Annotated in this window: 19 protein-coding genes, 2 pseudogenes and 1 riboswitch; of the genes and pseudogenes, 8 read left to right on the top strand and 13 right to left on the bottom strand. The window is 71.0% G+C overall.

Features of this window, described 5'->3' with window-relative positions; translation table 11 throughout:
- Positions 1 to 161: 161 nt before the first annotated feature.
- A complete protein-coding gene (locus Sfulv_RS01025) occupies positions 162 to 1016 on the top strand; it encodes a PepSY domain-containing protein (protein ID WP_173310385.1) in 855 nt (284 codons plus the stop codon).
- Positions 1017 to 1076: 60 nt separating this feature from the next.
- Here Sfulv_RS01025 and Sfulv_RS01020 read toward each other — a convergent pair whose 3' ends face one another.
- The 10 genes and pseudogenes from Sfulv_RS01020 to Sfulv_RS00975 all read right to left on the bottom strand — a co-directional run bounded on the left by Sfulv_RS01020 (position 1077) and on the right by Sfulv_RS00975 (position 11341).
- Positions 1077 to 1577, bottom strand: a complete 501-nt coding sequence (locus Sfulv_RS01020; protein WP_173310382.1) for a GNAT family N-acetyltransferase — start codon at positions 1575 to 1577, stop codon at positions 1077 to 1079.
- A 104-nt stretch (positions 1578 to 1681) separates the two neighbouring features.
- Positions 1682 to 2467: a transglycosylase SLT domain-containing protein gene (locus Sfulv_RS01015; RefSeq protein ID WP_173310380.1), complete on the bottom strand. Its 786-nt coding sequence runs from the start codon at positions 2465 to 2467 to the stop codon at positions 1682 to 1684.
- A 2-nt stretch (positions 2468 to 2469) separates the two neighbouring features.
- Positions 2470 to 2625, bottom strand: a riboswitch (cyclic di-AMP (ydaO/yuaA leader).
- Between the two features lie 338 nt (positions 2626 to 2963).
- Complete coding sequence (locus tag Sfulv_RS01010) at positions 2964 to 4220, bottom strand: ATP-binding protein (RefSeq protein WP_173310378.1); 1257 nt, start codon at positions 4218 to 4220, stop codon at positions 2964 to 2966.
- Positions 4221 to 4375: 155 nt separating this feature from the next.
- Entirely contained in the window at positions 4376 to 5755 is a 1380-nt protein-coding gene (locus tag Sfulv_RS01005) for a cryptochrome/photolyase family protein (RefSeq protein ID WP_173310376.1), read from the bottom strand.
- A 73-nt stretch (positions 5756 to 5828) separates the two neighbouring features.
- Positions 5829 to 7358, bottom strand: a complete 1530-nt coding sequence (locus Sfulv_RS01000) for an SDR family oxidoreductase (protein ID WP_173310374.1) — start codon at positions 7356 to 7358, stop codon at positions 5829 to 5831.
- Positions 7359 to 7530: 172 nt separating this feature from the next.
- Positions 7531 to 8571 carry an SPFH domain-containing protein gene (locus tag Sfulv_RS00995; RefSeq protein WP_173310372.1) on the bottom strand — a complete coding sequence of 347 codons (1041 nt, stop codon included), beginning with the start codon at positions 8569 to 8571 and terminating at the stop codon, positions 7531 to 7533.
- 3 nt (positions 8572 to 8574) lie between these two features.
- Positions 8575 to 9005, bottom strand: a pseudogene (locus tag Sfulv_RS00990) (NfeD family protein).
- Positions 9006 to 9106: 101 nt separating this feature from the next.
- On the bottom strand, positions 9107 to 9709 hold the full coding sequence (locus Sfulv_RS00985; RefSeq protein WP_173310370.1) for a gamma carbonic anhydrase family protein: 603 nt from the start codon (positions 9707 to 9709) through the stop codon (positions 9107 to 9109).
- A gap of 68 nt (positions 9710 to 9777) precedes the next feature.
- Complete coding sequence (locus Sfulv_RS00980) at positions 9778 to 10209, bottom strand: VOC family protein (protein ID WP_173310368.1); 432 nt, start codon at positions 10207 to 10209, stop codon at positions 9778 to 9780.
- Between the two features lie 184 nt (positions 10210 to 10393).
- Entirely contained in the window at positions 10394 to 11341 is a 948-nt protein-coding gene (locus tag Sfulv_RS00975; RefSeq protein ID WP_173310366.1) for a helix-turn-helix domain-containing protein, read from the bottom strand.
- A gap of 99 nt (positions 11342 to 11440) precedes the next feature.
- On the opposite strand from Sfulv_RS00975, the gene Sfulv_RS00970 reads away from it, so the two are divergent.
- Positions 11441 to 12472: a saccharopine dehydrogenase family protein gene (locus Sfulv_RS00970; protein ID WP_173310365.1), complete on the top strand. Its 1032-nt coding sequence runs from the start codon at positions 11441 to 11443 to the stop codon at positions 12470 to 12472.
- A 112-nt stretch (positions 12473 to 12584) separates the two neighbouring features.
- Here the strand turns inward: Sfulv_RS00970 and Sfulv_RS00965 are convergent, their stop codons facing one another.
- Entirely contained in the window at positions 12585 to 13391 is an 807-nt protein-coding gene (locus tag Sfulv_RS00965) for a hypothetical protein (RefSeq protein ID WP_173310363.1), read from the bottom strand.
- A gap of 503 nt (positions 13392 to 13894) precedes the next feature.
- Here Sfulv_RS00965 and Sfulv_RS00960 point away from each other — a divergent pair.
- Positions 13895 to 14257 (top strand): substrate-binding domain-containing protein, encoded by a 363-nt coding sequence (locus Sfulv_RS00960; protein WP_256669218.1) that lies wholly within the window; start codon positions 13895 to 13897, stop codon positions 14255 to 14257.
- Between the two features lie 105 nt (positions 14258 to 14362).
- Here Sfulv_RS00960 and katG read toward each other — a convergent pair whose 3' ends face one another.
- Positions 14363 to 16594 carry a catalase/peroxidase HPI gene (katG, locus tag Sfulv_RS00955; protein ID WP_173310361.1) on the bottom strand — a complete coding sequence of 744 codons (2232 nt, stop codon included), beginning with the start codon at positions 16592 to 16594 and terminating at the stop codon, positions 14363 to 14365.
- Positions 16595 to 16892: 298 nt separating this feature from the next.
- On the opposite strand from katG, the gene Sfulv_RS00950 reads away from it, so the two are divergent.
- From Sfulv_RS00950 to Sfulv_RS00930, 5 genes and pseudogenes are all read left to right on the top strand, one after another.
- Positions 16893 to 17309: a Fur family transcriptional regulator gene (locus Sfulv_RS00950; RefSeq protein ID WP_173310359.1), complete on the top strand. Its 417-nt coding sequence runs from the start codon at positions 16893 to 16895 to the stop codon at positions 17307 to 17309.
- A gap of 161 nt (positions 17310 to 17470) precedes the next feature.
- Positions 17471 to 17770, top strand: a complete 300-nt coding sequence (locus tag Sfulv_RS00945) for a gas vesicle protein GvpO (protein WP_173310357.1) — start codon at positions 17471 to 17473, stop codon at positions 17768 to 17770.
- Positions 17771 to 17819: 49 nt separating this feature from the next.
- Positions 17820 to 18110: pseudogene (locus Sfulv_RS00940) on the top strand (GvpL/GvpF family gas vesicle protein); the annotation flags it as partial.
- 13 nt (positions 18111 to 18123) lie between these two features.
- On the top strand, positions 18124 to 18459 hold the full coding sequence (locus Sfulv_RS00935; RefSeq protein WP_173310355.1) for a gas vesicle protein K: 336 nt from the start codon (positions 18124 to 18126) through the stop codon (positions 18457 to 18459).
- Between the two features lie 58 nt (positions 18460 to 18517).
- On the top strand, positions 18518 to 18943 hold the full coding sequence (locus Sfulv_RS00930) for a hypothetical protein (protein WP_173310352.1): 426 nt from the start codon (positions 18518 to 18520) through the stop codon (positions 18941 to 18943).
- A gap of 342 nt (positions 18944 to 19285) precedes the next feature.
- On the opposite strand, the gene Sfulv_RS00925 is transcribed toward Sfulv_RS00930, so the two are convergent.
- Complete coding sequence (locus Sfulv_RS00925) at positions 19286 to 21343, bottom strand: CocE/NonD family hydrolase (protein WP_173310350.1); 2058 nt, start codon at positions 21341 to 21343, stop codon at positions 19286 to 19288.
- Between the last annotated feature and the right edge of the window lie 33 nt (positions 21344 to 21376).

The raw sequence follows: 21376 nt of genomic DNA, 5'->3' as shown, positions 1-21376 counted from the left end.
CGGGAGCCGGTGTCCGTTGGCTGTGTCCCCATTGTTCCGCACCCCCGGCCGCGGCGCGCCCGGGGGCGGATGACCGCCAACGGGCGGAGGTGAGGGGTCGATCGGGTGACCTGTCCCGCAGGACAACATGACCGGCAGGTTCGAGGGCTAGTCATGCGTGTATGAGCCTTGAATTCCGACGAACAACCACTGTCTCCGCGCGCTCCCGCCGTCTCCGTATCGCCGCCGGAGCGTTGTGCGCCGTCGTCGCCTCCGCCCTGGTCGCGGGCTGCGGGCAGGACGGTGGCGACCAGACAGGGGCGGCTACTTCGGAGGCCGCCAAGGTCATCCCGGAGCAGACGACCTCCCCGTCCGGCAGCCCGTCCCCGGGGACGCAGCTGAGCGAGGACCAGGCCGAGCGCAAGAAGCTCCTCGAAACCACCAAGATCACTTTCGACAAGGCGGCCACGGCCGCGGTCGGGGCCGTGCCGGGGAGCAAGCTGGTCGAGCTCGACCTGGAGGGCCTTGACGACGACACCGACCGGCGCACCGACGCGAGCGCCTCGCCGACCGGAAGCGCGAGCCCGGGCGGTTCCGCGAGCCCGAGCGGCAGCCCGGCCGGCACGGCGAGCCCCAACGGCACCGCCTCTCCCAGTGGCAGCCCCAGCCCGAGTGGCAGCGGCACCGGACCGCACTGGGTCGCCGAGGTCGTCGAGACCGATGGAACTGCCCACACCGTCCGTATCGACGCGGTCTCCGGCACGGTGATCGAGGAGTCCGCCGACACCGGCCAGGACGCGGAAGACAAGCGCGAGATGGCCGACTGGATCACCAAGGCGAAGCAGACGCCCGAGCAGGCGGCGAAGGTCGCCACGGACAAGAAGAAGGGGAAGGTCACCTCGATGGGCCTGGACACCAACGACGACAACACCCTCGTCTGGGCCGTCGACCTCGTCAGCGCGGACTGGAACAAGACCGAGTTCGAGGTGGACGCGGCCAGTGGCACGATCGTCCGCGAGGAGACCGACCGCGACTGATCCGACAGGCGGCGTGGTTTCCGCCCGGCGGCGACCCGTGCCGCTCCCCTGACCCTCGGATCAGGGGAGCGGCACGACCGCGTCCAGCCGCCGCCGGTAGGCGAGACCCGGCCGGCCGTCGAGTTCGGTCTCGCCGGTGCGTACGAAGCCGGTGCGGGCCAGTACGGCCCGGGACCCCGCGTTGTCCGTCGTGGTCGCGGCCCGCAGCGTGGTCAGCTCGTACTCCGTGGCCGCCAGGACGCATATCCGGCCGACCGCGGTGGTGGCCAGGCCCCGGCCCGCGGCCTTCTCGGCGATCCGGTACCCGAGGTCGGCGGCCCCGTCCGCCACGTCCACCAGGTTCACCCTGCCCAGCACCTCGCCCCCCTCGCCCACCAGTACGTGGAAGTAGCACAGCCCGGCGCCCTGCTCGGTGAGCAGGGCGCTGTGCCGCGCCTCGAACTGTGCGAAGTACGCGTCGCCGCGGTCCGGGACGGAGGCGGCGAAGTAGGCGCGGTTCTCCTGCTCGAAGGCGAGCAGGGCGGCGGCGTGGTCGTGCCGCAGGAGCTGGAGTTCGGGCATGGGCGCGAGTCTTCCACGGCGTACCCGGATACGGAACCGCCGGGCGGCGGGGGTCCGTAGGACCCTCACCACCCGGCAGTCGAACGGCGGCAGGCGCCGATGTGTCAGTAGGCGCCGAAGACGTTGTCGATGGAGCCGTACCGGTCCGCGGCGTAGTTGCACGCCGCGGTGATGTTGGCGACCGGGTCGAAGCTGTCCGTCGACGTGCCGGGCACGTGGTACGCCTGGAACGTCGGGGCGATGACCTGGAGGAGGCCCTTGGACGGGGTGCCGGCCGCGGCGTTCGAGTCCCAGTTGTTGATGGCCCGCGGGTTGCCCGAGGACTCGCGCATGATGTTGCGGTGGATGCCCTCGTAAGTGCCGGGGATGCCGTGCTCGGCCATGACGGCCAGCGACTCCCTGATCCAGCCGTCGAGGTCGTTGGAGTACGTCGCGGGCTGTGCGGCGGGAGCGGCGGGAGCGGCGGTCTGCGCGGCCAGGGTGCTCGACCGCTCGGAACGGTCGGCGCGGTCCTCGGCGGCGGTCCGGTCGGCCTTGGCGCCGATGGTCAGCTCAAGACCCGGGCGAATGAGCTCCGGATTGTCGCCCACGGCCTTCTTGTTGTCCTTGTACAGCTTCTGCCAGCCGCCGGCCAGGGAATGCGCCTTGGCGATCTTGTGGAGGGAATCCCCCTTGACCACGGAATATCTGGTGGCCCCGGCCTCCTTGGCGCCAATCGCTTTGGCGGGTGCGGCTGCCTTTCCGGCCGCGACCGACTGTGCCGGTGCGGCGGAAGCGGTGGTGGCACCGACCACAGGAAGAGCGAGTACGGCTCCGCCCGCGGTGACGGCGACGAGACCCCGGGTCAGCGGGTTGGACTTGGGACGGCGGTGCTTACCCATCGTGGGCATGGCTGATTCCTCTCCGGCGCCTACGAGGTGAGCTGTCGGGTTCAGGCTGGAGGTGCCTGGTCGCAGGTGTGTGCGACTTAACCCCGAGCCGTTCCGCATGACGGATCGGCGACTTACCTGGGTCCCCCGCTCCTGCCGGGCGTGAGTGGTCTGGGTTCCCGGACGGCGGCAGGATTCGGCGTTCCATCCGGATTGAGGGTGACCGTAGGCGAGAAATGCCGAATGGGACAAGCCCTGAATTCCTGATCACCATTCATTAGCAAGATCGATGAACGTGATCGCCGCCGAATTCCCCCGGACCGCCGAGTCAACTCTCTTCCGGCGCAAGGGATGCGGGGAGGGGGCCGGGAGATCCCGGGACCCAAACGTGACGCTGGCCACTGAGTCCGAAAAGGGTGGTTTGCGCGAAAGGGCGACTGCCAGAGTTCGGGTAATGAGAAATCTATGAGAGCTGAAGGCGCATTAATGGGTAAAAGTCCGAATTGCAGGGAGTCGTTCAGGTTCGGGCGTGCGTCGTGATGTCCGCGGTGAACTCGGCGACGACCGCGGGGGTGACGGTCGGCCGGCACTGTCCGAGAGCGGTGAGGTAGTCGTCGGTGTCCGCACCGGCCTCGGCGCCGTCGCGTTCGAAGGCGGCCTGGGCGGCGGTCCGGGCCGCGTGCTCGATGTCGGCCGGGGTGAACAGCTCGCTCGCCGCGACCAGCGCGTCCACGTCGACGTCGTCACGCCGTGCCGAATGGCGCGACCAGATCGCGGCCCGCGCCACCTCGTCCGGGGTGCCGATCGGCACCAGGTAGTCGAAGCGCCCCGGCCGCAGGAAGGCCGGGTCCAGCGAGCGGATGGAGTTGGTCGCGCACACCAGCAGCCGCTCGTCCCGCTCGCGGAAGCCGGGGATGAGCTTGAGGAGTTCGTTGGTGACCCCGTGCATACCCGGCTCCGGGCGCTCTCCGCGTACGGGCGCTATCTCCTCGACCTCGTCGATGAAGACCAGGACCCGATCCAGCTCGGCGATCCGGGCGAAGGCCGTACGCAGCGCTGCGGCGAGATTGCCCTCGTCCGCGAGGCGGGACGGCAGCAGTTCGACGAACGGCCAGCCCAGGCGGGAGGCGATGGCCCGGGCGAAGGTCGTCTTACCCGTCCCCGGCGGGCCGAACAGGGTGATGGCGCGGGGCGGGACGACCCCGTGCCTGGCCGCACGCTCGGGCTCGGCCAGCGGCATGACGACACGGCGTTCGATGAGGCTCTTCTCCGCCTCCATGCCCGCCACCCTGTCCCACAGGTCGCCGGACAGCACCCGCCCGCCCAGTTCCTCCAGCAGATCGGCCGGGGTGCCCGTGGCCGGTTCGGCCTTCTCGAAGTAGGCGACCGCCGGCCGCCGGGTGTATCCGGCCTTCCGCAGCCCTTCACCCAGCAGCTCCTCCTCCGCCAGCACATAGGCGATGCGGCGCACCCGCGCCTCGATCAGCCGGCGTTCGAGCTCGACGAGCAGCGCACTGGCCAGGCCCCGGCCGCGCCAGGCCGGTTCGATGGCGATCCGCATCACCCAGGCCCGGCCGCCCGACACATGCGCGAGAGCCGCACCGATGGGCCGCCCGCGGTGCACGGCCACCACCGCGGGCTGACGCGATGTCAGCGCGCTGATGCACTCGGCGAGCGAGAAGACGGACTCCTGGCCGAGGCCAGCCGTCGTGTCGATGAGATGGACGACCGCCGCCAGATCGTCCTCACGGTAGTCATGGATGAGCCAGTTCACGTGCCGCTCCTCGCCTCTGGGGTGGTCCCCGAGACGCTAGGTCCCCGGCGGCCGGCCGTCGTGCGCCGCCGAGGACAACACCACGGCCGGACTCGTACGAAAGGGAAGCGGTACGCACGGTGGATTCCGGGTACGGGTCGGCGGTTCCGGCAACCTCAGGCCAGGTCGCGCGCCTCCTTGAACCTGGCCAGCCCTTCCGCCAGCCCCACGACGGGCTCCGGGTAGGCGCACCGGTCCCGCGCCGGCCCGGACAGCTTCCACGGTTCGTGCACGGCGCCGCCCTCGATGCCGCTCAGCTCCGGCACCCAGCGGCGTACGTACGTGCCCTCGGGGTCGTACCGCCTGCCCTGGAGCACGGGGTTGAGCACCCGGTTGGGCCGGCTGTCCGTGCCCGTCCCCGCGACCCACTGCCAGTTGAGCTGGTTGTTGGCGATGTCGCCGTCCACCAGCAGGCCGAGGAAGTGCCGGGCGCCGATCCGCCAGTCGACGTACAGGGTCTTGGCCAGGAAGCTCGCCGTGAGCAGGCGCCCGCGGTTGTGCATCCAGCCCTCGTGGCGCAGCTGGCGCATGGCGGCGTCCACCACCGGATAACCGGTCCTGCCCTCCTGCCACGCGGCGATGTCGTCGGCCGCCGACCGTTCGGTGCGCCACCGGTCGTGCCGGGACCGGTAGTCGGTGTGCGCTGCCGCCGGGCGCGCGGCCAGGACCTGGTGGTGGAAGTCCCGCCAGCACAACTGCCGTACGAAGGCGTCGGCGCCCGGCCCGCCCGTCGCGCGGGCCCGGTGCACCAGCTCGACGGGGGAGAGGGTGCCGAAGTGCAGATCGGGGGAGAGCCGTGAGGTGGCGTCACCCGCCAGGTCGTCGTGGCGGTCCCCGTACCCCGCGATCCCGTCGCCGTACCACGCGGCGAAGCGCTCACGGGCCGCACTCTCGCCGCCCCGCGCCAGCCCCTCGGACACACCAGCCACCGCCATACGCGAAGGGACGGGCTCGGAGCCGGGGCCTTCCGGCACCCGCAGCGCGCGGGGGGCGGCGAACAGCTCCCGCAGGGGCTGTTCGGACCACCGCCGGAAGTACGGCGTGAAGACCGCGAAGTGATCGGAACCCGAGCTCCCGGGTGTCACCGAGCCCGGCGCTACGGCGGTGATCACGGCGTCATGGACGTGCAGTCGGCACCCCTGCGCCTCCAGGGCGGTGCGGAGTGCTTCCTCGCGCCGGTGCGCGTACGCGGTGACGCCCGCGGCCACGTACACATCCCGGGCCCCCGCCTCGGTGGCGAGGCGGCACACCTCCTCGGCCGGCCGGCCGGAGCGGATGACGAGTCGTCCGCCGCGGTCACGGAGGCCGGCGTCGAGGCCGGCGAGACAGTCGGCGAGGAAGGCGCGACGGTTGGGCACGCGGAAGCCCGCGTCCGTGATGTGTTCGTCCAGGACGAACAGCGGCAGCACCTCGTCCGCCGCGGCCAGAGCGGCGTGGAGGGGCGGATTGTCGTGCAGCCGCAGGTTGGAGGTGAACAGGACGACTGCGACGGTCATGGCGCTACCTCTGGCAGGAGTCGAAGCGGAACGCTGACACCTTCCGTCCCGCCGCACGCCCCGGTTGCGGAACTCAGTCGAATGCCGGGAACTTCACCCGGTCGGGTGTCGTGCGTTTGGTGGCGGCGAGCGCGATGTTGCGGGCCATGCCGCCGAACACGACGGCGTGGAAGGGCGACACACTCCACCAGTACAAGTGGCCGAGCAGCCCGCGCGGGTGGAACACCGCCCGCTGGCGGTAGCGGGACCTGCCGTCGGCGCCCTTCTCGCAGTACATCTCCAGCCAGGCCAGACCGGGCAGACGCATCTCGGCGCGCAGCCGCAGCAGACGCCCCGGTTCGATCTCCTCGACCCGCCAGAAGTCCAGCGAGTCCCCCACCCTCAGCCGCTCGGCGTCGCGCCTGCCGCGGCGCAGCCCCACCCCGCCGATCAGCCGGTCGAGCCAGCCCCGCACGGCCCAGGCCGGCGGGAGGGAGTACCAGCCGTGGTCACCGCCGATGCCCTCGATCACACGCCACAGCGCCTCGGGCGGGGCATCGACATCGCGCTCCCGCACATCGCTGTAGAGGCTCCCGCCCGCCCAGTCGGGGTCCGTGGGCAGCGGATCGCTGGGGATGCCGGGGGTGGAGGCCGAGGACCAGCGGGTCGTCACCTTGGCCTCGCGGACCCGCTGGAGGGCGAGACCGAGAGCGAGGGTGAACGGGAAGGGCTGCCCCGGCCCGTCCGGGACGTACTGGGCGATGTCGTGTTCCTGGCACACCACCTCGTGGCGCAACGACTCCGCGAGCGGGCGGGCGATCGAGCGGGGGACGGGAGTGACCAGCCCGATCCAGTGACTGGAGAGCCCCGGAGTCAGTATGGGCACCGGCACGATCAGCCGGTGCGGCAACCCCGCGACCCGCGCGTACGCCTGCATCATGACGCGGTAGGTGATGACGTCGGGGCCGCCGATGTCGAAGGCGCGGTTCACCTGGTCCGGCATGAGCGCGCTGCCCACCAGGTAGCGCAGTACGTCGCGGACGGCGATCGGCTGAATCCTCGTCGACACCCAGCTGGGCGTCACCATGACGGGCAGCCGCTCGGTGAGATAGCGCAGCATCTCGAAGGACGCGGACCCGGACCCGATGATCACGGCGGCGCGCAGCGCTGTCGTCGGCACGCCCGAGCCGAGGAGGATGCGTCCCACCTCGGCCCTGGAGCGCAGATGCGGCGACAGTTCCGACTCGGGGACGTCCGAAGGAGTGAGTCCGCCCAGATAGACGATGCGACGGACACCCGCGGCCAGGGCCTCCCGCCCGAAGGTGCGGGCGGCCTCGCGGTCCGTCTCCTCGAAGCCGGGGCCTGTGCCCAGCGCGTGCACCAGGTAGTAGGCGACATCGATGTCCCGCAGGGCGGCGCGCAGGGACCGCGCGTCCGTGACGTCTCCCTTGACGACCTCCGCCCGGCCGGCCCACGGGTGGTCCCGCAGCCTCTCCGGGGCACGTGCCAGACAACGCACCCCGTGTCCCGCCTTCAGCAGCTCGGGAACGAGCCGGCCACCGATGTACCCGGTCGCCCCCGTCACCAGGCAGCGCAGTCCGGTGCCGGTGTCCTTGCCTTCCATGGCGCCTCCGCCTCGGTTCACGTCCGTCGTCCAGTCCACTGTGTCCGCGCGAGGGCGTTCCGGCTTCCCGGGCGCGCCCGACGCCGCCCCGCGAGGATTTCGGTACGGGCGGTGCCGGCGGATGCGCGACGGACGGCTGCGGGCCGTGAGGGCCACCGCCGACCGGGCGAGGTCAGCGGGGGTCCGTCAGGGGCAGGGTGCCGGAGGTGACGCCGTCGGCCTTCGCCGCGTCGGCGAGGGCCTGCGCCGCGGCCTCGGCCGCCCGGGCCGTGTCGTCGGCCGTGTCGTACCCGGCCTGGCTGTCGGGCGTCTGCTCCCGGGTGGCCGGTGACGGCGGCAGGGCCTCACCGAACGCCCGGGAAACGCCCTGGAGTGCGGAGGTGACCTCACTCGGGATGACCCAGAAGGTGCTGCCCTGCCCCTGTGCGAGCTGGGGAAGTGTCTGGAGGTACTGGTAGGCGAGCAGCTTGGGATCGGGATCGTTGCGGTGCACGGCCTGGAATACCTCGTCGATGGCGCGCGACTGTCCCTCGGCCTTGAGGATCTCGGCGGTGCGATTGCCCTCGGCCCGCAGCACGGCCGACTGCTTGTCGCCCTCGGCCGTGAGGATCTGGGCCTGGCGCTGTCCCTCGGCACCGAGGATCGCGGCCCGCTTGTCCCGCTCGGCCCGCATCTGCTTCTCCATCGCGTCCTTGATCGACTGTGGCGGGTCGATGGCTTTGATCTCGACCCGGTTGACCCTGAGCCCCCACTTGCCGGTGGCCTCGTCGAGTACGCCGCGGAGCTGGCTGTTGATGGTGTCGCGCGAGGTGAGGGTCTGCTCCAGGTCCATCGATCCGACGACGTTGCGCAGCGTGGTGACGGTCAGTTGCTCGACCGCCTGGAGGAAGTTGGCGATCTCGTAGGCGGCGGCCCGCGGGTCGGTGACCTGGAAGTAGATGACGGTGTCGATCTCGACGACGAGGTTGTCCTCGGTGATGACCGGCTGGGGCCGGAAGGAGACGACCTGTTCCCGCAGGTCGATGGGTGGATGGACACGGTCGATGTAGGGGACGACGAGGTTGAGGCCGGGTTGCAGGGTGCGGTGGTAGCGGCCGAGTCGCTCGACGTTGCGCGCGCGTGCCTGGGGCACGATGCGGACGGCCCGCAGCACGGTGAAGACCGCGATGACCGCGACGATCAGGCAGGCGATGAGGAGAGCCGAGACTTCCACGATTCACTCCCGGGGGTAGACGAGCGCGGTGGCACCGCTTATCTCTATGACGTCGACGGTCGTGCCCGGGGAATGACCAGCGTCTCGTCATAGGCGCGGGCCGTCCATTCCTCGCCACCGATGCGGACCCTGCCGCCCCGGCCCGTCACCTCGGAGAGCACCTGGGCGGTGCTGCCGATCAGCGCGTCGACGCCGAATCGCTCCGTCTGGGGCTTGACGAGACGGCGCAGCGCGACGGGACGCAGGAACAGCAGTCCGGCTGCGGCGGCGATCGTGAACACGACGAACTGCGGGGGCAGCGGCAGCCCGGCCGCTGCGAACACCGCCGTGACCAGCGCCGCCCCGCCCAGCATGCCGAGCGCGGCGGTGAGCGTGACGATCTCCGCCACGGCCAGTACCGCCGCGACGATCAGCCAGATCAGCCACGGATCCATGAGCGGCTTTCCTCCTCGATGCGGGCGGAAGCGCGAACGGAGGGTCAATGGGCCCTTTGGGTGATTTTACCCACTTTACGCATGAGGAGGCGGCGGTGGTCTCAGATCTGCCTGTCGTCGCCATGGCGCCCGAGAGCACGGCCGAAGCGTTCGGAGATCGCCGGCATCAGGCTCTCGCCGTCGCCCGGGCGCTCCAGCCCGAACACGTAGCCGGGGAAGTCCAGGTCCTTCTGCACCTCCCAGATCCCGGCGTGGTCGTCCGGCGGGAGGATCCGCGCCGGATCACCGACCGCGACCCAGCCGATCGGGACCATGGCATCGGCGGGCAGGACGGTGCGCAGGTGCACGACGCCGTTGATCCGTACTTCGGCCCTGGTCCCGATCCGGGCTCCGTTGAACACCCGGCTGCCGGTGGCGAGGAACACCTCGTCCTCGACCCGGCAGCCGGTCAGACAGGAGGTGGGTCCCACCAGGACGTGCCGCCCGAGTACCAGCGGATCGCGCCGGGTGCCGCGCAGGACCGCGTTCTCCATGACGATGCTGCCCTCACCCACCTCCACCGGCCCGCCCTCGGCGGTGAGAACGGCCCCGAAGAGCACGCGGCATCCCGGCCCCACCCTCACGTCACCGCACAGGGTGGCGGTCGGAGCGACATAGGCGGTGGGGTGGACCGCCGGAGAACGGCCTTCATGAGTGATCAGCATCCCCCGATCCTGCCGTACGGCCGTACGGCCGTACGGGCGGGCCCGGGTGCCGGCAGGGCCCGGCCGGCTCAGCGCTCCGAGAGCTCCGACGGGGCTTCCTGGACGACCCAGCCGTTGCCGTCCGGGTCCTCGAAGGACATGAACGAGTTCCACGTCTCGCCCTTGCCGTCCTCCCAGCCCGTGGCGCCGACATGGCGTACGGGGGAGACGTCGACGCCTCGGCCCACCAGCTCAGCGCGGGCCGCCTCGATGTCCGTGACACACAGCTGGAGTCCCTGCAGCGTGCCGGGTGTCATCTCCTTCATGCCGGGAGCCGCGGGCATGCCCGCGAGCATCGCGATGGAGCAGCGTGAGCCGGGCGGGGTCAGCTGGATGACGCGCATCCCCGGCGCCACCTCGTCGTCGAGGTCCACGGTGAAGCCGGCCTTGTCCGCGTAGAACTCCTTCGCGCGGTCCATATCGGTGACGGGGACCGGGATGACCTCAAGGGTCCAGTTCATGGAGCATCTCCTCAGTGGTGCCGGAGCACCTGGTGGAACGGATCACCCCGAGGGAGCCGAAGGGCACGCGAAGCGCGGCCTCCGGCACGGGGCTGTGCTCACCGTCTCCCACGACGCAGTGGTCCCGCATGCCGAACCACCAGAGCGCCGCGCATTTCTCGGGGACCGCGAGGGCCCGCACCGGTCAGGCGGGCCCTGCGGCGCGGAACGAGCGCCGGTAGGTGTCGGGCGGGACCCCGACGATCCGTTTGAACTGCCGCCGGAGCGTCGTGGCGGTGCCCATACCGGTAGCGGCGGCAACCGCCTCGACGCTCTTGTCCGTGGCCTCCAGCAACTCCTGCGCGCGGCGTACGCGCTGGATCAGGAGCCACTCGATCGGCGACTGCCCGATCACCGACCGGAACTGCCGCCCGAGGTTGCGCGGGCTCGTGTTCGCCTTCCGCGCCATGTCGGTCACCGTGAGCGGCTGGTCGAGCCGTTGCTGTACCCAGGCCAGCAGGCTGGTGAGCATGTGCTCTCCGCTCACCTGGACGGGCGTGGCCACGAACTGGGCCTGCCCGCCCGGACGATGGGGCGCCATGACGAGCCGGCGGGCGACGGAGTTGGCGATGGCGGCGCCGTGGTCGAGGTGCACCAGGTGGAGGCAGAGGTCGACGGCGGCGGCTTTGCCCGCCGCCGTGAGCACGCTGCCGTTGTCCGTGTAGAGCACGTCCGGGTCGACGACGGCCCGTGGACAGCGGGCACTCAACTCCGCGGCGTGGGCCCAGTGAGTGGTCGCCCGCCGCCCGTCGAGCAGACCCGCGGCGCCGAGCACGAAGGCTCCTGTGCACAGGGACGCCACCCGCGCCCCGGACGCGTGAGCCGCGCGCACGGCTTCGATCAACTCGTCCGGTGGCGGATCGTCGATGTCGGCGCACGCGGGCACGATCACCGTGTCGGCGCCCACCGCGCGCTCAAGCCCGTGGTCGGGCTCCACCACGAACGGGCCCACCCGCACCGGTCCCGGCCCGCAGAGCAACACGTCGTACCAGCCGCCCGCGGCCTCACGAGGCGGGTTGCCGAAGATCTCGTAGGCCACCGCCAGCTCGAAGTGCAGCAGATGACCGGCGGTCAGCAGCGCGACAGTTGCCATGTCCGAAAGTGTACGGGTGCTGTCCTTCCGGACCATCACGCTCCGGCACCGGCTGAGCAGAGACTTCACTCATCACGACGACGAGAACGGGGAACGGCGATGAGCTCGGAGGCTGCAGTGGTGGTTTACGGTGCGACGGGTCACACGGGTCGCTTCGTCGTCGCCGAGCTCCACCGGCGAGGCATCGCCACCGTCCTCTCCGGGCGCAACGCGGCCCGGCTGGCGGAACTGGCGGTCCAGTGGCCGGATGCGGCCGTGCGCCCGGCCGCCGCGGACGACCCCGGCTCCCTCGACCGGGCCCTTCACGGCGCGGCGGCCGTCATCAACTGCGCGGGACCCTTCGCGGTGACGGCCGGGCCGGTCGTCGAGGCGGCTCTGCGCGCGGGTATCCCGTACGTCGATGTCGCGGCGGAGATCGAGGCGAACGCGGCGATGTTCGCCGACTACGCGGAAGCGGCCCGGAAGGCGGCCGTGCCCGTGGTGCCGGCGATGGCCTTCTACGGAGGTCTGGGTGATCTGCTGGTGACCGCGGCCATGGGGGAGTGGATGGCGGGTGAAATGGCCGACATCGCCTACGGATTGACGAGCTGGCGTCCCACGGCGGGGACGAGGGTGGCCGGCCGGGTGTCCCACGAGCGCCGGGCGGGGCGTCGGGTGCGCTTCGCGGACGGTGCGCTGCGGTACCACGACGACGAGGTGTCGGAGCGGGACTGGCTCTTCCCGGAGCCGCTGGGCCGGCGCAGGGTGGTCTCCGAGTTCACCATGGCCGATGTCGTCACCATCCCGAGCCACTTGGCCGTGTCCGAGGTCCGCACCCACATGGCTGTCGAGGCTGCGAGGGACCTGGCCGCGCAGGAGACACCGGTACCGGAGGCGGTCGACGAGCAGGGACGGTCGGACCAGATGTTCGTCGTCGACGTGCGGGTCCGCGCCGGGGGTGTCGAACGTCGTGCCACGGCTCACGGCCAGGACATCTACGCGATCACCGCGCCCCTGGCGGTGGAGGCCGTCCACCGCATGATGGCCGGACGCACGCGTACGGCGGGGGTCGCATCGGCCGGTGCCATGTTCGACGCCGAGGACTTCCTGCGGTCCCTGGCCCCGCAGCTGTCGGTCGACCTGCCGCACTGACGGCCGAACCACGCCGCCCTCCGCGCCGCCCTTTGCGCCGCCCGGTCGGGGTGCACCGGGGAGCGGCCAGGGTGTGCGCCGGCGGCGCGGCGGCGGTTGTGTCCTTCGGGGGTCAGGCTTCCGAGGGCACGGCTGCGGCTGCGGCAGTGTCAGCCGCCTTGTCGGGCGCCTCGGAGCCCGGGGCCGGCTTGGGCGCTGTGTACATGGCCGATCCCTTCTGGATCTCCTTGCTGATGACACCCCGCTTGACCAGTGTCTCCAGGCTGTTGCGCACCACCTGGGCGGACGTCTTGCGGTCGGGGTGCGCCTTCTCCAGATCCGCGTGCACCTCGCGCACCAGACGCGGTTCCCCGGCGGGCAGGAACTCACGAAGGAGCTGGTGCAGCGGGGTCTCGGTGTTCTTCGAGCCGGCGGTCTCCGGGGACTTCACCGCGACCGCGTCTGCGGCGTCGGTCTTCGTGGCCGTCCTGCGCGAGGTGGTCCTGTCGCCGGCGGCGGGCTTCCTGGCGGCGGCCTTCGGCTGCTCGGTCACGGAGGACGCGGTCTTCGGTGCGGCCTTGGACGGTGCGGCCTTGGACGGGGCGGTCTTGGACGCGGCGGCCTTCGGCTGCGCGGCCTTCGACACCCCGGCCTTCGGCTGTGCCGACTTCGCTCGGGCGCCCTTGGCCGAACGCGGCTGCGGGACGGCCTTGGCGTCCTGAGCCGTCTCGGTCAGGGGGGCGCTGGTCGGCAGCGAGCCCTGCATGCCCGACAGCCAGCCCTCGTCCTTCTGCAGCTGCTCCAACCGCGTCTGCAACTTCGCGAGCTGCGCGGTGATTTCGCCCTGCTCCGAGCGGTTGGCCGCGAGGTCTGCGGCGAAACGCTCGGCATACGTGCGCTGCACGCTCTGCGGGTCGGTGTCTTCCAGCCTGTCGGCCACGGTGGTCCACACTCCTTGTATAGGGGGATTGCTGCCGGATGCTACCCATGTTGAACGCCCGGTGTTTACCGTCATGTACATCCAGCACCCGTACGGGCGCCACTGGGGACCGGTCCGGCCGCTCAACTCGTCCTCGTGCGGGTCTGTTTGCGAAGGCGTACGGAAATACTCGGCAGATGTGACCCAACGGCCGTGTGCAACGGGCGTACGGGCCACGGCTGTCACGCTGTGTGTGTGAACTGATACGTTACGCCACCAGGCGTCGGTGGCCCGCAGCTGACCACCCGGTGCCGATCGCTTCCCGGGATCTCGGCGGCCGACCCGCGCCGACCGGGCGTGCCCCGAGGAAGGTCTCGCAGAGCAACTCGCCGTGGTGCAAGCACCAGTTGGCGCAGCGTTTTGGGCGCGAGTGGCCGTCCGAGGGGGTTGCGGCGCCGCGGCAGAGATGAGGTGGGGGAGTGCCGCGCGGAAGCCGGTACCGCTCCTCCGTCAGATCGGCCCGCCTGCTCGCCGCTCGCGATGAACCAGGCGCTCGACGGGCCCGCGAGCGGGGCTCCTCATGTGCGGGGCGCCGAGCCGCAACCGCACGAGTGCGCCCGTTGCGGGAGGCGTGCGTGCCCGAGCCTCTCGTCGGCGACTGGAGTTCCGGATACGCCCTCGGTCGGCAGCCGGCCCGCGAACCCGACGCCACCGCCGTGTTCGCGTCCAACGACCACATGGCGCTCGGTCTTCTGCGGGCGCTGCACGAGGCGGGGCGCCGGGCACCCGACGGCGTCCGTGCGGTCATCCCCGTGGAGCTGATCGTGCGGGCCAGCACCGGGCCGGCGCCCCTGCGGGCGGGCGGCCGGGGGCTTCCCCGTGGCTGAGCCGATCCCCTGACGCCCCGTCACCGGGTGGGCGAGGCCGATTCCGTGTTCCGGACAGCCGAACGCCCGGGCCGGCCGCGAGGCCGACCCGGGCGCCACGGTCGGTCAGTTGAGGTCGAACCGGTCCAGGTTCATGACCTTGTCCCACGCCGCCACGAAGTCCCGCGCGAACTTCTCCTTGGCGTCATCGCACGCGTAGACCTCCGCGACCGCGCGCAGCTCGGAGTTCGATCCGAACACCAGGTCGGCGCGGCTGCCGGTCCACCGGACCTCGCCGGTGGCGGAGTCCCGTGCCTCGAACGTGTTCGCGTCCTCTGACGTCGCCTTCCACTCCGTCCCCAGGTCGAGCAGGTTGACGAAGAAGTCGTTGGTCAGGCGCCCGGGAGTCGTGGTGAGCACGCCCAGCGACGAGCCCGCGTGGTTCGCGCCCAGGACCCGGAGTCCACCGACGAGGACGGTCAGCTCGGGAGCGCTCAGGTTGAGCAGGTTCGCCCTGTCGATCAGCAGGTACTCCGCGGGCAGGCGGTTGCCCTTGCCGAGGTAGTTGCGGAACCCGTCGGCGGCCGGTTCGAGCGCGGCGAACGACTCGACGTCGGTCTGCTCCTGGGACGCGTCCACGCGGCCCGGCGTGAAGGGGACCTCGATGTCGAACCCGGCCTCCTTGGCAGCCTGTTCGACCCCGGCGGCGCCGGCGAGCACGATCAGGTCGGCGAGGGAGATCCGCTTGCCGCCGGTCCGCGCGCTGTTGAACGACTCGCGGACGCCCTCCAGGGTGCGCAGCACCGTTGCCAGCTCGTCGGGGTTGTTGACCTCCCAGCCGCTCTGCGGCTGAAGACGGATGCGCGCACCGTTGGCGCCGCCGCGCTTGTCACTGCCGCGGAAGGACGAGGCGGACGCCCAGGCCGTCGAGACGAGCTGGGACACCGTCAGACCGGAGGCGAGGATCTCGCTCTTGAGGGAGGCTATCTCCTGCGCACCGACCAGCTCGTGGGCCACCGCGGGCAGCGGGTCCTGCCACACCAGCGTCTCGCTGGGGACCTCCGGGCCGAGGTAGCGCACGACCGGGCCCATGTCGCGGTGGGTCAGCTTGAACCACGCCCGTGCGAACGCGTCCGCGAACTGGTCCGGGTTCTCGAAGAAGCGCCGCGAGATCTGCTCGTACGCCGGGTCGACGCGGAGGGCGAGGTCCGTGGTCAGCATCGTCGGGACGTGACGCTTGGAGGGGTCGTGCGCGTCGGGTACCGTACCCGCGCCCGCGCCGTCCTTCGGCCGCCACTGGTGGGCGCCGGCAGGACTCTTGTAGAGCTCCCACTCGTAACCGAAGAGGATCTCGAAGAAGCTGTTGTCCCAGGTGGTGGGCGTGTTCGTCCAGATGCCCTCGAGACCGCTGGTGATCGTGTCACCGCCCTTGCCCGTGCCGTGGGAGTTGCGCCAGCCGAAGCCCTGGTCCTCGATCGGGGCGGCCTCGGGGTCGGCGCCGACGCTCTCCGCCGGTCCGGCGCCGTGCGTCTTGCCGAAGGTGTGACCACCGGCGATGAGGGCGACGGTCTCCTCGTCGTTCATCGCCATCCGGCGGAACGTCTCACGGATGTCGCGGGCCGAGGCCAGCGGGTCCGGATTGCCGTTGGGGCCTTCCGGGTTGACGTAGATGAGACCCATCTGGACGGCGCCGAGAGGGCTCTCCAGCTCGCGGTCGCCGGTGTAGCGCTCGTCGCCGAGCCAGGTGGTCTCCGGGCCCCAGTACACGTCCTCGTCGGGCTCCCACACGTCGGCGCGGCCACCGGCGAAGCCGAAGGTCTCGAAGCCCATCGACTCCAGGGCGACGTTCCCGGTGAGGATCATCAGGTCGGCCCACGAGATGTTCTTGCCGTACTTCTTCTTGACCGGCCACAGCAGACGGCGGGCCTTGTCGAGGTTGCCGTTGTCCGGCCAGCTGTTGAGGGGCGCGAAGCGCTGCTGCCCGGCCCCGGCGCCGCCGCGGCCGTCGCTGATGCGGTACGTGCCCGCGCTGTGCCACGCCATCCGGACCATGAGCGGGCCGTAGTGGCCGAAGTCGGCGGGCCACCAGTCCTGCGACGTCGTCAGCACGTCCGCGATGTCCCGCTTCACGGCCGGGAGGTCGAGGGTGTTGAACGCCTCGGCGTAGTCGAAGTCCTCACCGAGGGGGTTGGCGACGGCGGGGTTCTTGGCAAGGATCTTCAGATTGAGCCGCTCCGGCCACCACTGGCGGTTCCCTCCGCCCTGGGTCGGGTGCGGTGCCCGCCCGTGCGCGACGGGGCAGCCGCCCTCGCCCTCCGTTTTCGCGTCGGTGACGATTGCGTCGTGGTTCTCAGACATGGAAATCCTTCCGGACGGGGCGGATCGCACTGCTCAGGAACAGCGGGCGGTGCAACAGCCGCAGGACAGACCACGGTGGAGAGGTGGCCCACGCGAGCACGCGTCCCGGAAGCGATCGCCCCGACCTCGTGGTGGCCACGGTCTTCTTCCTGTCCCTTGGCTATTGCCGTAGCCGATCCTACAATGGACAGAATCCAAGTCAAGAAGCGAACCAAGCCTTCCCCCTTTGGAAGCCGGATGCGGGGATGAGCGCCCGTCAAATCGGGCATACCCGCCAAATGTGAATAGGTGAACCGATATGAGCGGGCTGCTTGAGCGACTCCGAGGGCGTGGCTGGCGGATGACCTCCCAGCGGCGTGTCGTCGCCGAGGTACTCGACGGCGACCACGTCCACCTGACCGCCGACGAGGTCCACGCCCGCGCGGTCAGGCGGCTGCCGGAGATCTCCAGGGCGACCGTCTACAACGCCCTGGGGGAACTGGTCGCGCTCGGCGAGGTCGTGGAGGTCTCCACCGACGGGCGCGCCAGGCGTTACGACCCCAACGCGCACCGGGCCCACCAGCACCTGGTCTGCTCCGGGTGCGGCACCATCCGCGATGTCCACCCGACCGGCGACCCGCTGGCGGCTCTCCCGGCGGAGGAGCGGTTCGGCTTCACGGTCGACACGGCCGACGTCACCTATCGCGGGTTGTGCCCAGCGTGCGCACCGCGATGACGGCATCCCGCCGAGTCCGCGTTTCCTGGCCGGAGAGGTCCCCGATCCGGCCCGTCCCGAATGAGTCACGCATACGTTCGGAAGTGCCGGGCGCGCGCGAATGTCAGTCGCCGTGCAGGGCGACGGAGTGCAGCCGAACTGCGAGGCACACAGGCGGGAACATGGACGCGACTGACGACGAACAAGGCAAGGCATCCGGAAAACGCATCGACATCGCCACGGCCATGAGCCGGGCCTCCGCCCAGCTGGCGGAACTTCTGAGATGCGAACCGCACTCCGTATCGGCGGTGAAGGCGTCCGACGACGGCTGGTCGGCCGACGTGGAAGTCCTCGAAGTGGAGAAGGTCCCCGACACGATGAGCGTGATGGCGTCGTACCACGTCGCTCTCGACGCCGAGGGCCAGCTCCTCGGATACGAACGGACGCGGCGCTACGCCCGGGGCCGGACCGACCGGCACTGACGGCCGTGGCGCGTCGGCCCCACGTCGGCGATCCCCCGTCGCCGCGGTCGTGAGTGACGCCCCCGAAGGGCTCCGGGCCAAGCGCCGGGACGTGATGGCCCATGAAGGCGTCCTTGAGACCCTGATGGCGGACGGGGCGACCCTGCCGATGCGCTTCGGCCTGCTTGGCCCGGACGACGGCGGGGTGGCCGAGGTGCTGGAGCGGGAGCGCGACACGTACCGCGAGCGGCTGGCCGAACTCGACGGACACGTCGAGTACAACCTCAAGGCAGCACGCGAGGAAGAGGACCTGCTCCGCGAGATCATGGCGCAGTCCGAGGAGATCAGGCAGCACAACGAGCGGGCGCGGTCGGGTGCGCGCGGACACGACGAGCGGGTCGCGCTGGGTGAACACGGCGAGCGGCACCCTGGCGCGAAGGCTGGCCACGGACCCCGACTCGATGGAACGCGACCTCATGAAACTCGTGCTGACGATCGTCGAGTTGCTGCGTCAGCTGATGGAACGAACCGCCGTCCACCGGGTCGACCAGGGAGACCTGAGCGAGGAGGAACGGATCGGCATGACGCTGATGATCCTCCAGGAACGCATGGAAGAGCTGTGCCGGACGTACGGCCTCTCGATGGACGACCTGAACCTCGATCTGGGCCCGCTGGGGTCGCTGCTTCCGCGCGACGGAATCGGCATCTGACGGACCACCGCACCGACAGCCGCGTTTCACCTGAGAGGGAGAGGCAAGGAGGAATGACATGACTGCAGAAAGCGGAAACGCCAACAATTTCAGCGCCACGAACGCCGAGAAGACGACGGCCAAGCGCGCCGCGGCCCCCGCCGAGGGGACCGGGACGAAGACGGCCGAAGGGGCGGAGCGCGCGGCACACCGCACGGAGGAGTCCGCGTCCAAGAGCGCGGGGACCATCGGCGGAGCCACGTCGCGGGTCGGCCGCGCGGCGGCGAGCGGTCTGCAGAGCGGACAGCACGCCGTGACGGCCAACGCCTCGAAGGTGGCCGGTGCGGCCACCACGGCCTGGACGGTCGTCAAGCACAGGAAGGCGGTCGTGACAGGAGCGGCCGCGGGCGTCGCCGGTGTGGCCGGTGCCGCCTTCGCCCTGGGCCGCTCGACGGCCAAGCCACAGGTCGGCCCGCTGACCCGGCTCGCGCGCGGACGGATCTGATCCGGAGGACCCGTAGAGGGGCCCGTCCCCCCGCATCCGGTCCGCGCACCGCCCCCGCCCCCGTCCTGACGGGACGGGGGCGGTGCGCGTTTGTCGCACACCGGGCCAGACGGATACGCCGTGCGCCCCTTGACCACTCCGGACCACTCCAGCCGGTGACGTCCGGCTGAGCCCGGTCGCCGCAGCTCCGAGGGCGGGCCGTGCACGGACGGTCCGCGGCGTGCGGGGCACGCGAAACGGCCGCCGCGCGGGTGTCCTTGGACACCCGCGCGGCGGCCGGCCGCCTGCCTCACCGCACCGAACGATCCGGTACCCCTCCCGCACGTCCCGTGCGTGGGCCGCTCACAGCAGCTCCCGGGGCAGGGTCTCGTTCCACGTACGGGAGAAGACCCGCCGCTCGCCCTCGTAGCCGTCGAGGGTCGCGCCGATGAGGAAGTCCGTCTCCGTGCACCGGAGTTCGGTCCGGGTCTCCACCCGTACGTCCCAGTCGTCCCGCTGGAAGCGCATCGTCCACGCCGCTTCGCCGCCGACGGACGTGAAGTCGTCGGCCGTGGCGGTGTACCTCTCGTACGCGCGGCAGCCGACGTCCAGCCCGATGTCGTCGACGCGCACCGTGCCCCGGTCCTTCACGATCTCCAGCGCCGACTCGTAGCCGATCAGGTCCCGCTTCACCTCCCAGCGCTGCTCGGGCTGGGAGAGCTGGGTGGTGGAGAGGGGCGGGGCTCCCTCCGGCTCGCCGAACGGCTGCCGGGGCAGTTCGTCCGGCTCCTCCACGGGGCGCACCGGCAGTGTCAGGCTGCTCGACCGCTCGTGCACGCTCAGCAGGACGGGGCGCGGCGGCGGCCAGGCGAGGGGCCAGTACGACGTCGAGAGGGAGAGCCGGATGCGGTGGCCGCGCGGGAAGACCTGCGCCACCCCGTTCAGCTGCACGGTGGCCCGGTAGCGGCGGCCGGGCTCCAGGGGCTCGGGTTCGCCCGTTCCGTCGCGGTGCGTCAGGTTGAGAAGCCCGTACGTCACCCGGGTGGCCCGGCCGTCCGGTGCGACATCCGAGATGCGTGCGGCGACCGTGGCCACCGGTTCGTTGACGGACAGGTCGAGTTCGACCGTCGGTGAGCCGAGGATCTCCACCGGCTCCTCCAGCGGCCGCGTGTCGAAGACGAGTGAACCGCCGTCCTCCTCGCGCTGGTCGTACGGCAGATCCGGCGGGGCGTTGTACGACGCCCACTTGCCGGCGAACTGGCCCACCGAGAGGGGCGACTGCACCGTCATCGGATCGTCGGCGCGGTCGGCGCCACCGTCGTGGCTCTCCGCGGGCCCGGGGTCGTCCGGCCTGACGATGCGGTGCCGCAGGAGCGGATGCGTGACCGCCTTGACGTGCGGTGACGGCCAGCTCGGCTCACCGACCCAGCGGCCGGGGCGCTCCTCGTACGACGTCGAGGGCGGCACGCTCTCCTGCATCCACGTCTGGAGCATGGGGCCGTCCATCACCCCGTTGTCCACGCCCTTGAGCCAGTGGTCCCACCACCGCACGACCTCCTGGAGGTAGCCGATCGCGGGACCGGGCTCACCCAGGTGCGGGAACTTGTGGGACCACGGCCCCACCAGCCCCTTGCGCGGCACGTCCAGATTTCCCAGCAGGCGCATCACGGCGTTGGAGTAGCCGTCCGCCCAGCCGCTCGACGCGAGGACCGGGCACCGTACGGAGGCGTAGTCCTCGCACACCGAGGCGTGCCGCCAGTAGTCGTCACGGCGCTGGTGGCGCAGCCACTCCAGGACCCAGGGCCGGGTGTTCTCCATCCGCTCGTGCCACATGTCCCGCCACCGGTCCCCGACGACGGCGGGGTCCGGGGGACACGTCGCGTACGCGAACATCGTGCCCGCCTCGGCGAGGTTGTCCGACAGCATCACCCCGCCCATGTAGTGCATGTCGTCGGCGTACCGGTCGTCGGTGAAGGACGCGATCACCACGGCCCGCAGGCTCGGCGGCTGCCGTGCCGCCGTCTGGAGCGCGGCGAAGGCGCCCCAGGAGATGCCCATCATGCCCGTCGAGCCGTCGCACCAGGACTGGTCGGCCAGCCAGGCCAGCACCTCCTCGGCGTCGGCCTGTTCCAGCTCCAGGTACTCGTCGGCCAGCACCCCCTCGGAGTCGCCGGTGCCCCGCAGATCGACACGCACGCAGGCGTAGCCGTGCCCCGCGATGTACGGGTGGTTGATCGAGTCGCGTTCGGCGGTGAGGTCCCGCTTGCGGTAGGGGATGTACTCCAGCACCGCGGGCACCGGCTCGTCGTCCGAGGACACCGGGCGCCAGATCCGTGCCGACAGGCGTGTGCCGTCGGACATGGGTATGACGACGTGCTCCTCTTCCTTCGTCTCGTGCGGCAGATCGCTCACGTATCGCATAGGGCGGAACCGCTCCTCTCCGGTGTGCTCCAT

The organism is Streptomyces fulvorobeus, assembly GCF_013167895.1.
GTDB classification, from domain to species: domain Bacteria; phylum Actinomycetota; class Actinomycetes; order Streptomycetales; family Streptomycetaceae; genus Streptomyces; species Streptomyces fulvorobeus.
The sequence above is the reverse complement of the archived record's forward strand: the minus strand, read 5'-3'. Positions and strand labels throughout refer to the sequence as shown.

Coding starts and splice junctions, on each gene's coding strand:
- Sfulv_RS01020 (WP_173310382.1), bottom strand. CDS start 1,577: ATGCCCGAACTCCAGCTCCTGCGGCACGACCACGCCGCCGCCCTGCTC.
- Sfulv_RS00925 (WP_173310350.1), bottom strand. CDS start 21,343: ATGCGATACGTGAGCGATCTGCCGCACGAGACGAAGGAAGAGGAGCAC.
- Sfulv_RS00975 (WP_173310366.1), bottom strand. CDS start 11,341: ATGGCAACTGTCGCGCTGCTGACCGCCGGTCATCTGCTGCACTTCGAG.
- Sfulv_RS00950 (WP_173310359.1), top strand. CDS start 16,893: ATGAGCGGGCTGCTTGAGCGACTCCGAGGGCGTGGCTGGCGGATGACC.
- Sfulv_RS00980 (WP_173310368.1), bottom strand. CDS start 10,209: ATGAACTGGACCCTTGAGGTCATCCCGGTCCCCGTCACCGATATGGAC.
- katG (WP_173310361.1), bottom strand. CDS start 16,594: ATGTCTGAGAACCACGACGCAATCGTCACCGACGCGAAAACGGAGGGC.
- Sfulv_RS00945 (WP_173310357.1), top strand. CDS start 17,471: ATGGACGCGACTGACGACGAACAAGGCAAGGCATCCGGAAAACGCATC.
- Sfulv_RS01000 (WP_173310374.1), bottom strand. CDS start 7,358: ATGGAAGGCAAGGACACCGGCACCGGACTGCGCTGCCTGGTGACGGGG.
- Sfulv_RS00970 (WP_173310365.1), top strand. CDS start 11,441: ATGAGCTCGGAGGCTGCAGTGGTGGTTTACGGTGCGACGGGTCACACG.
- Sfulv_RS00930 (WP_173310352.1), top strand. CDS start 18,518: ATGACTGCAGAAAGCGGAAACGCCAACAATTTCAGCGCCACGAACGCC.
- Sfulv_RS00985 (WP_173310370.1), bottom strand. CDS start 9,709: ATGCTGATCACTCATGAAGGCCGTTCTCCGGCGGTCCACCCCACCGCC.
- Sfulv_RS01015 (WP_173310380.1), bottom strand. CDS start 2,467: ATGCCCACGATGGGTAAGCACCGCCGTCCCAAGTCCAACCCGCTGACC.
- Sfulv_RS01005 (WP_173310376.1), bottom strand. CDS start 5,755: ATGACCGTCGCAGTCGTCCTGTTCACCTCCAACCTGCGGCTGCACGAC.
- Sfulv_RS01025 (WP_173310385.1), top strand. CDS start 162: ATGAGCCTTGAATTCCGACGAACAACCACTGTCTCCGCGCGCTCCCGC.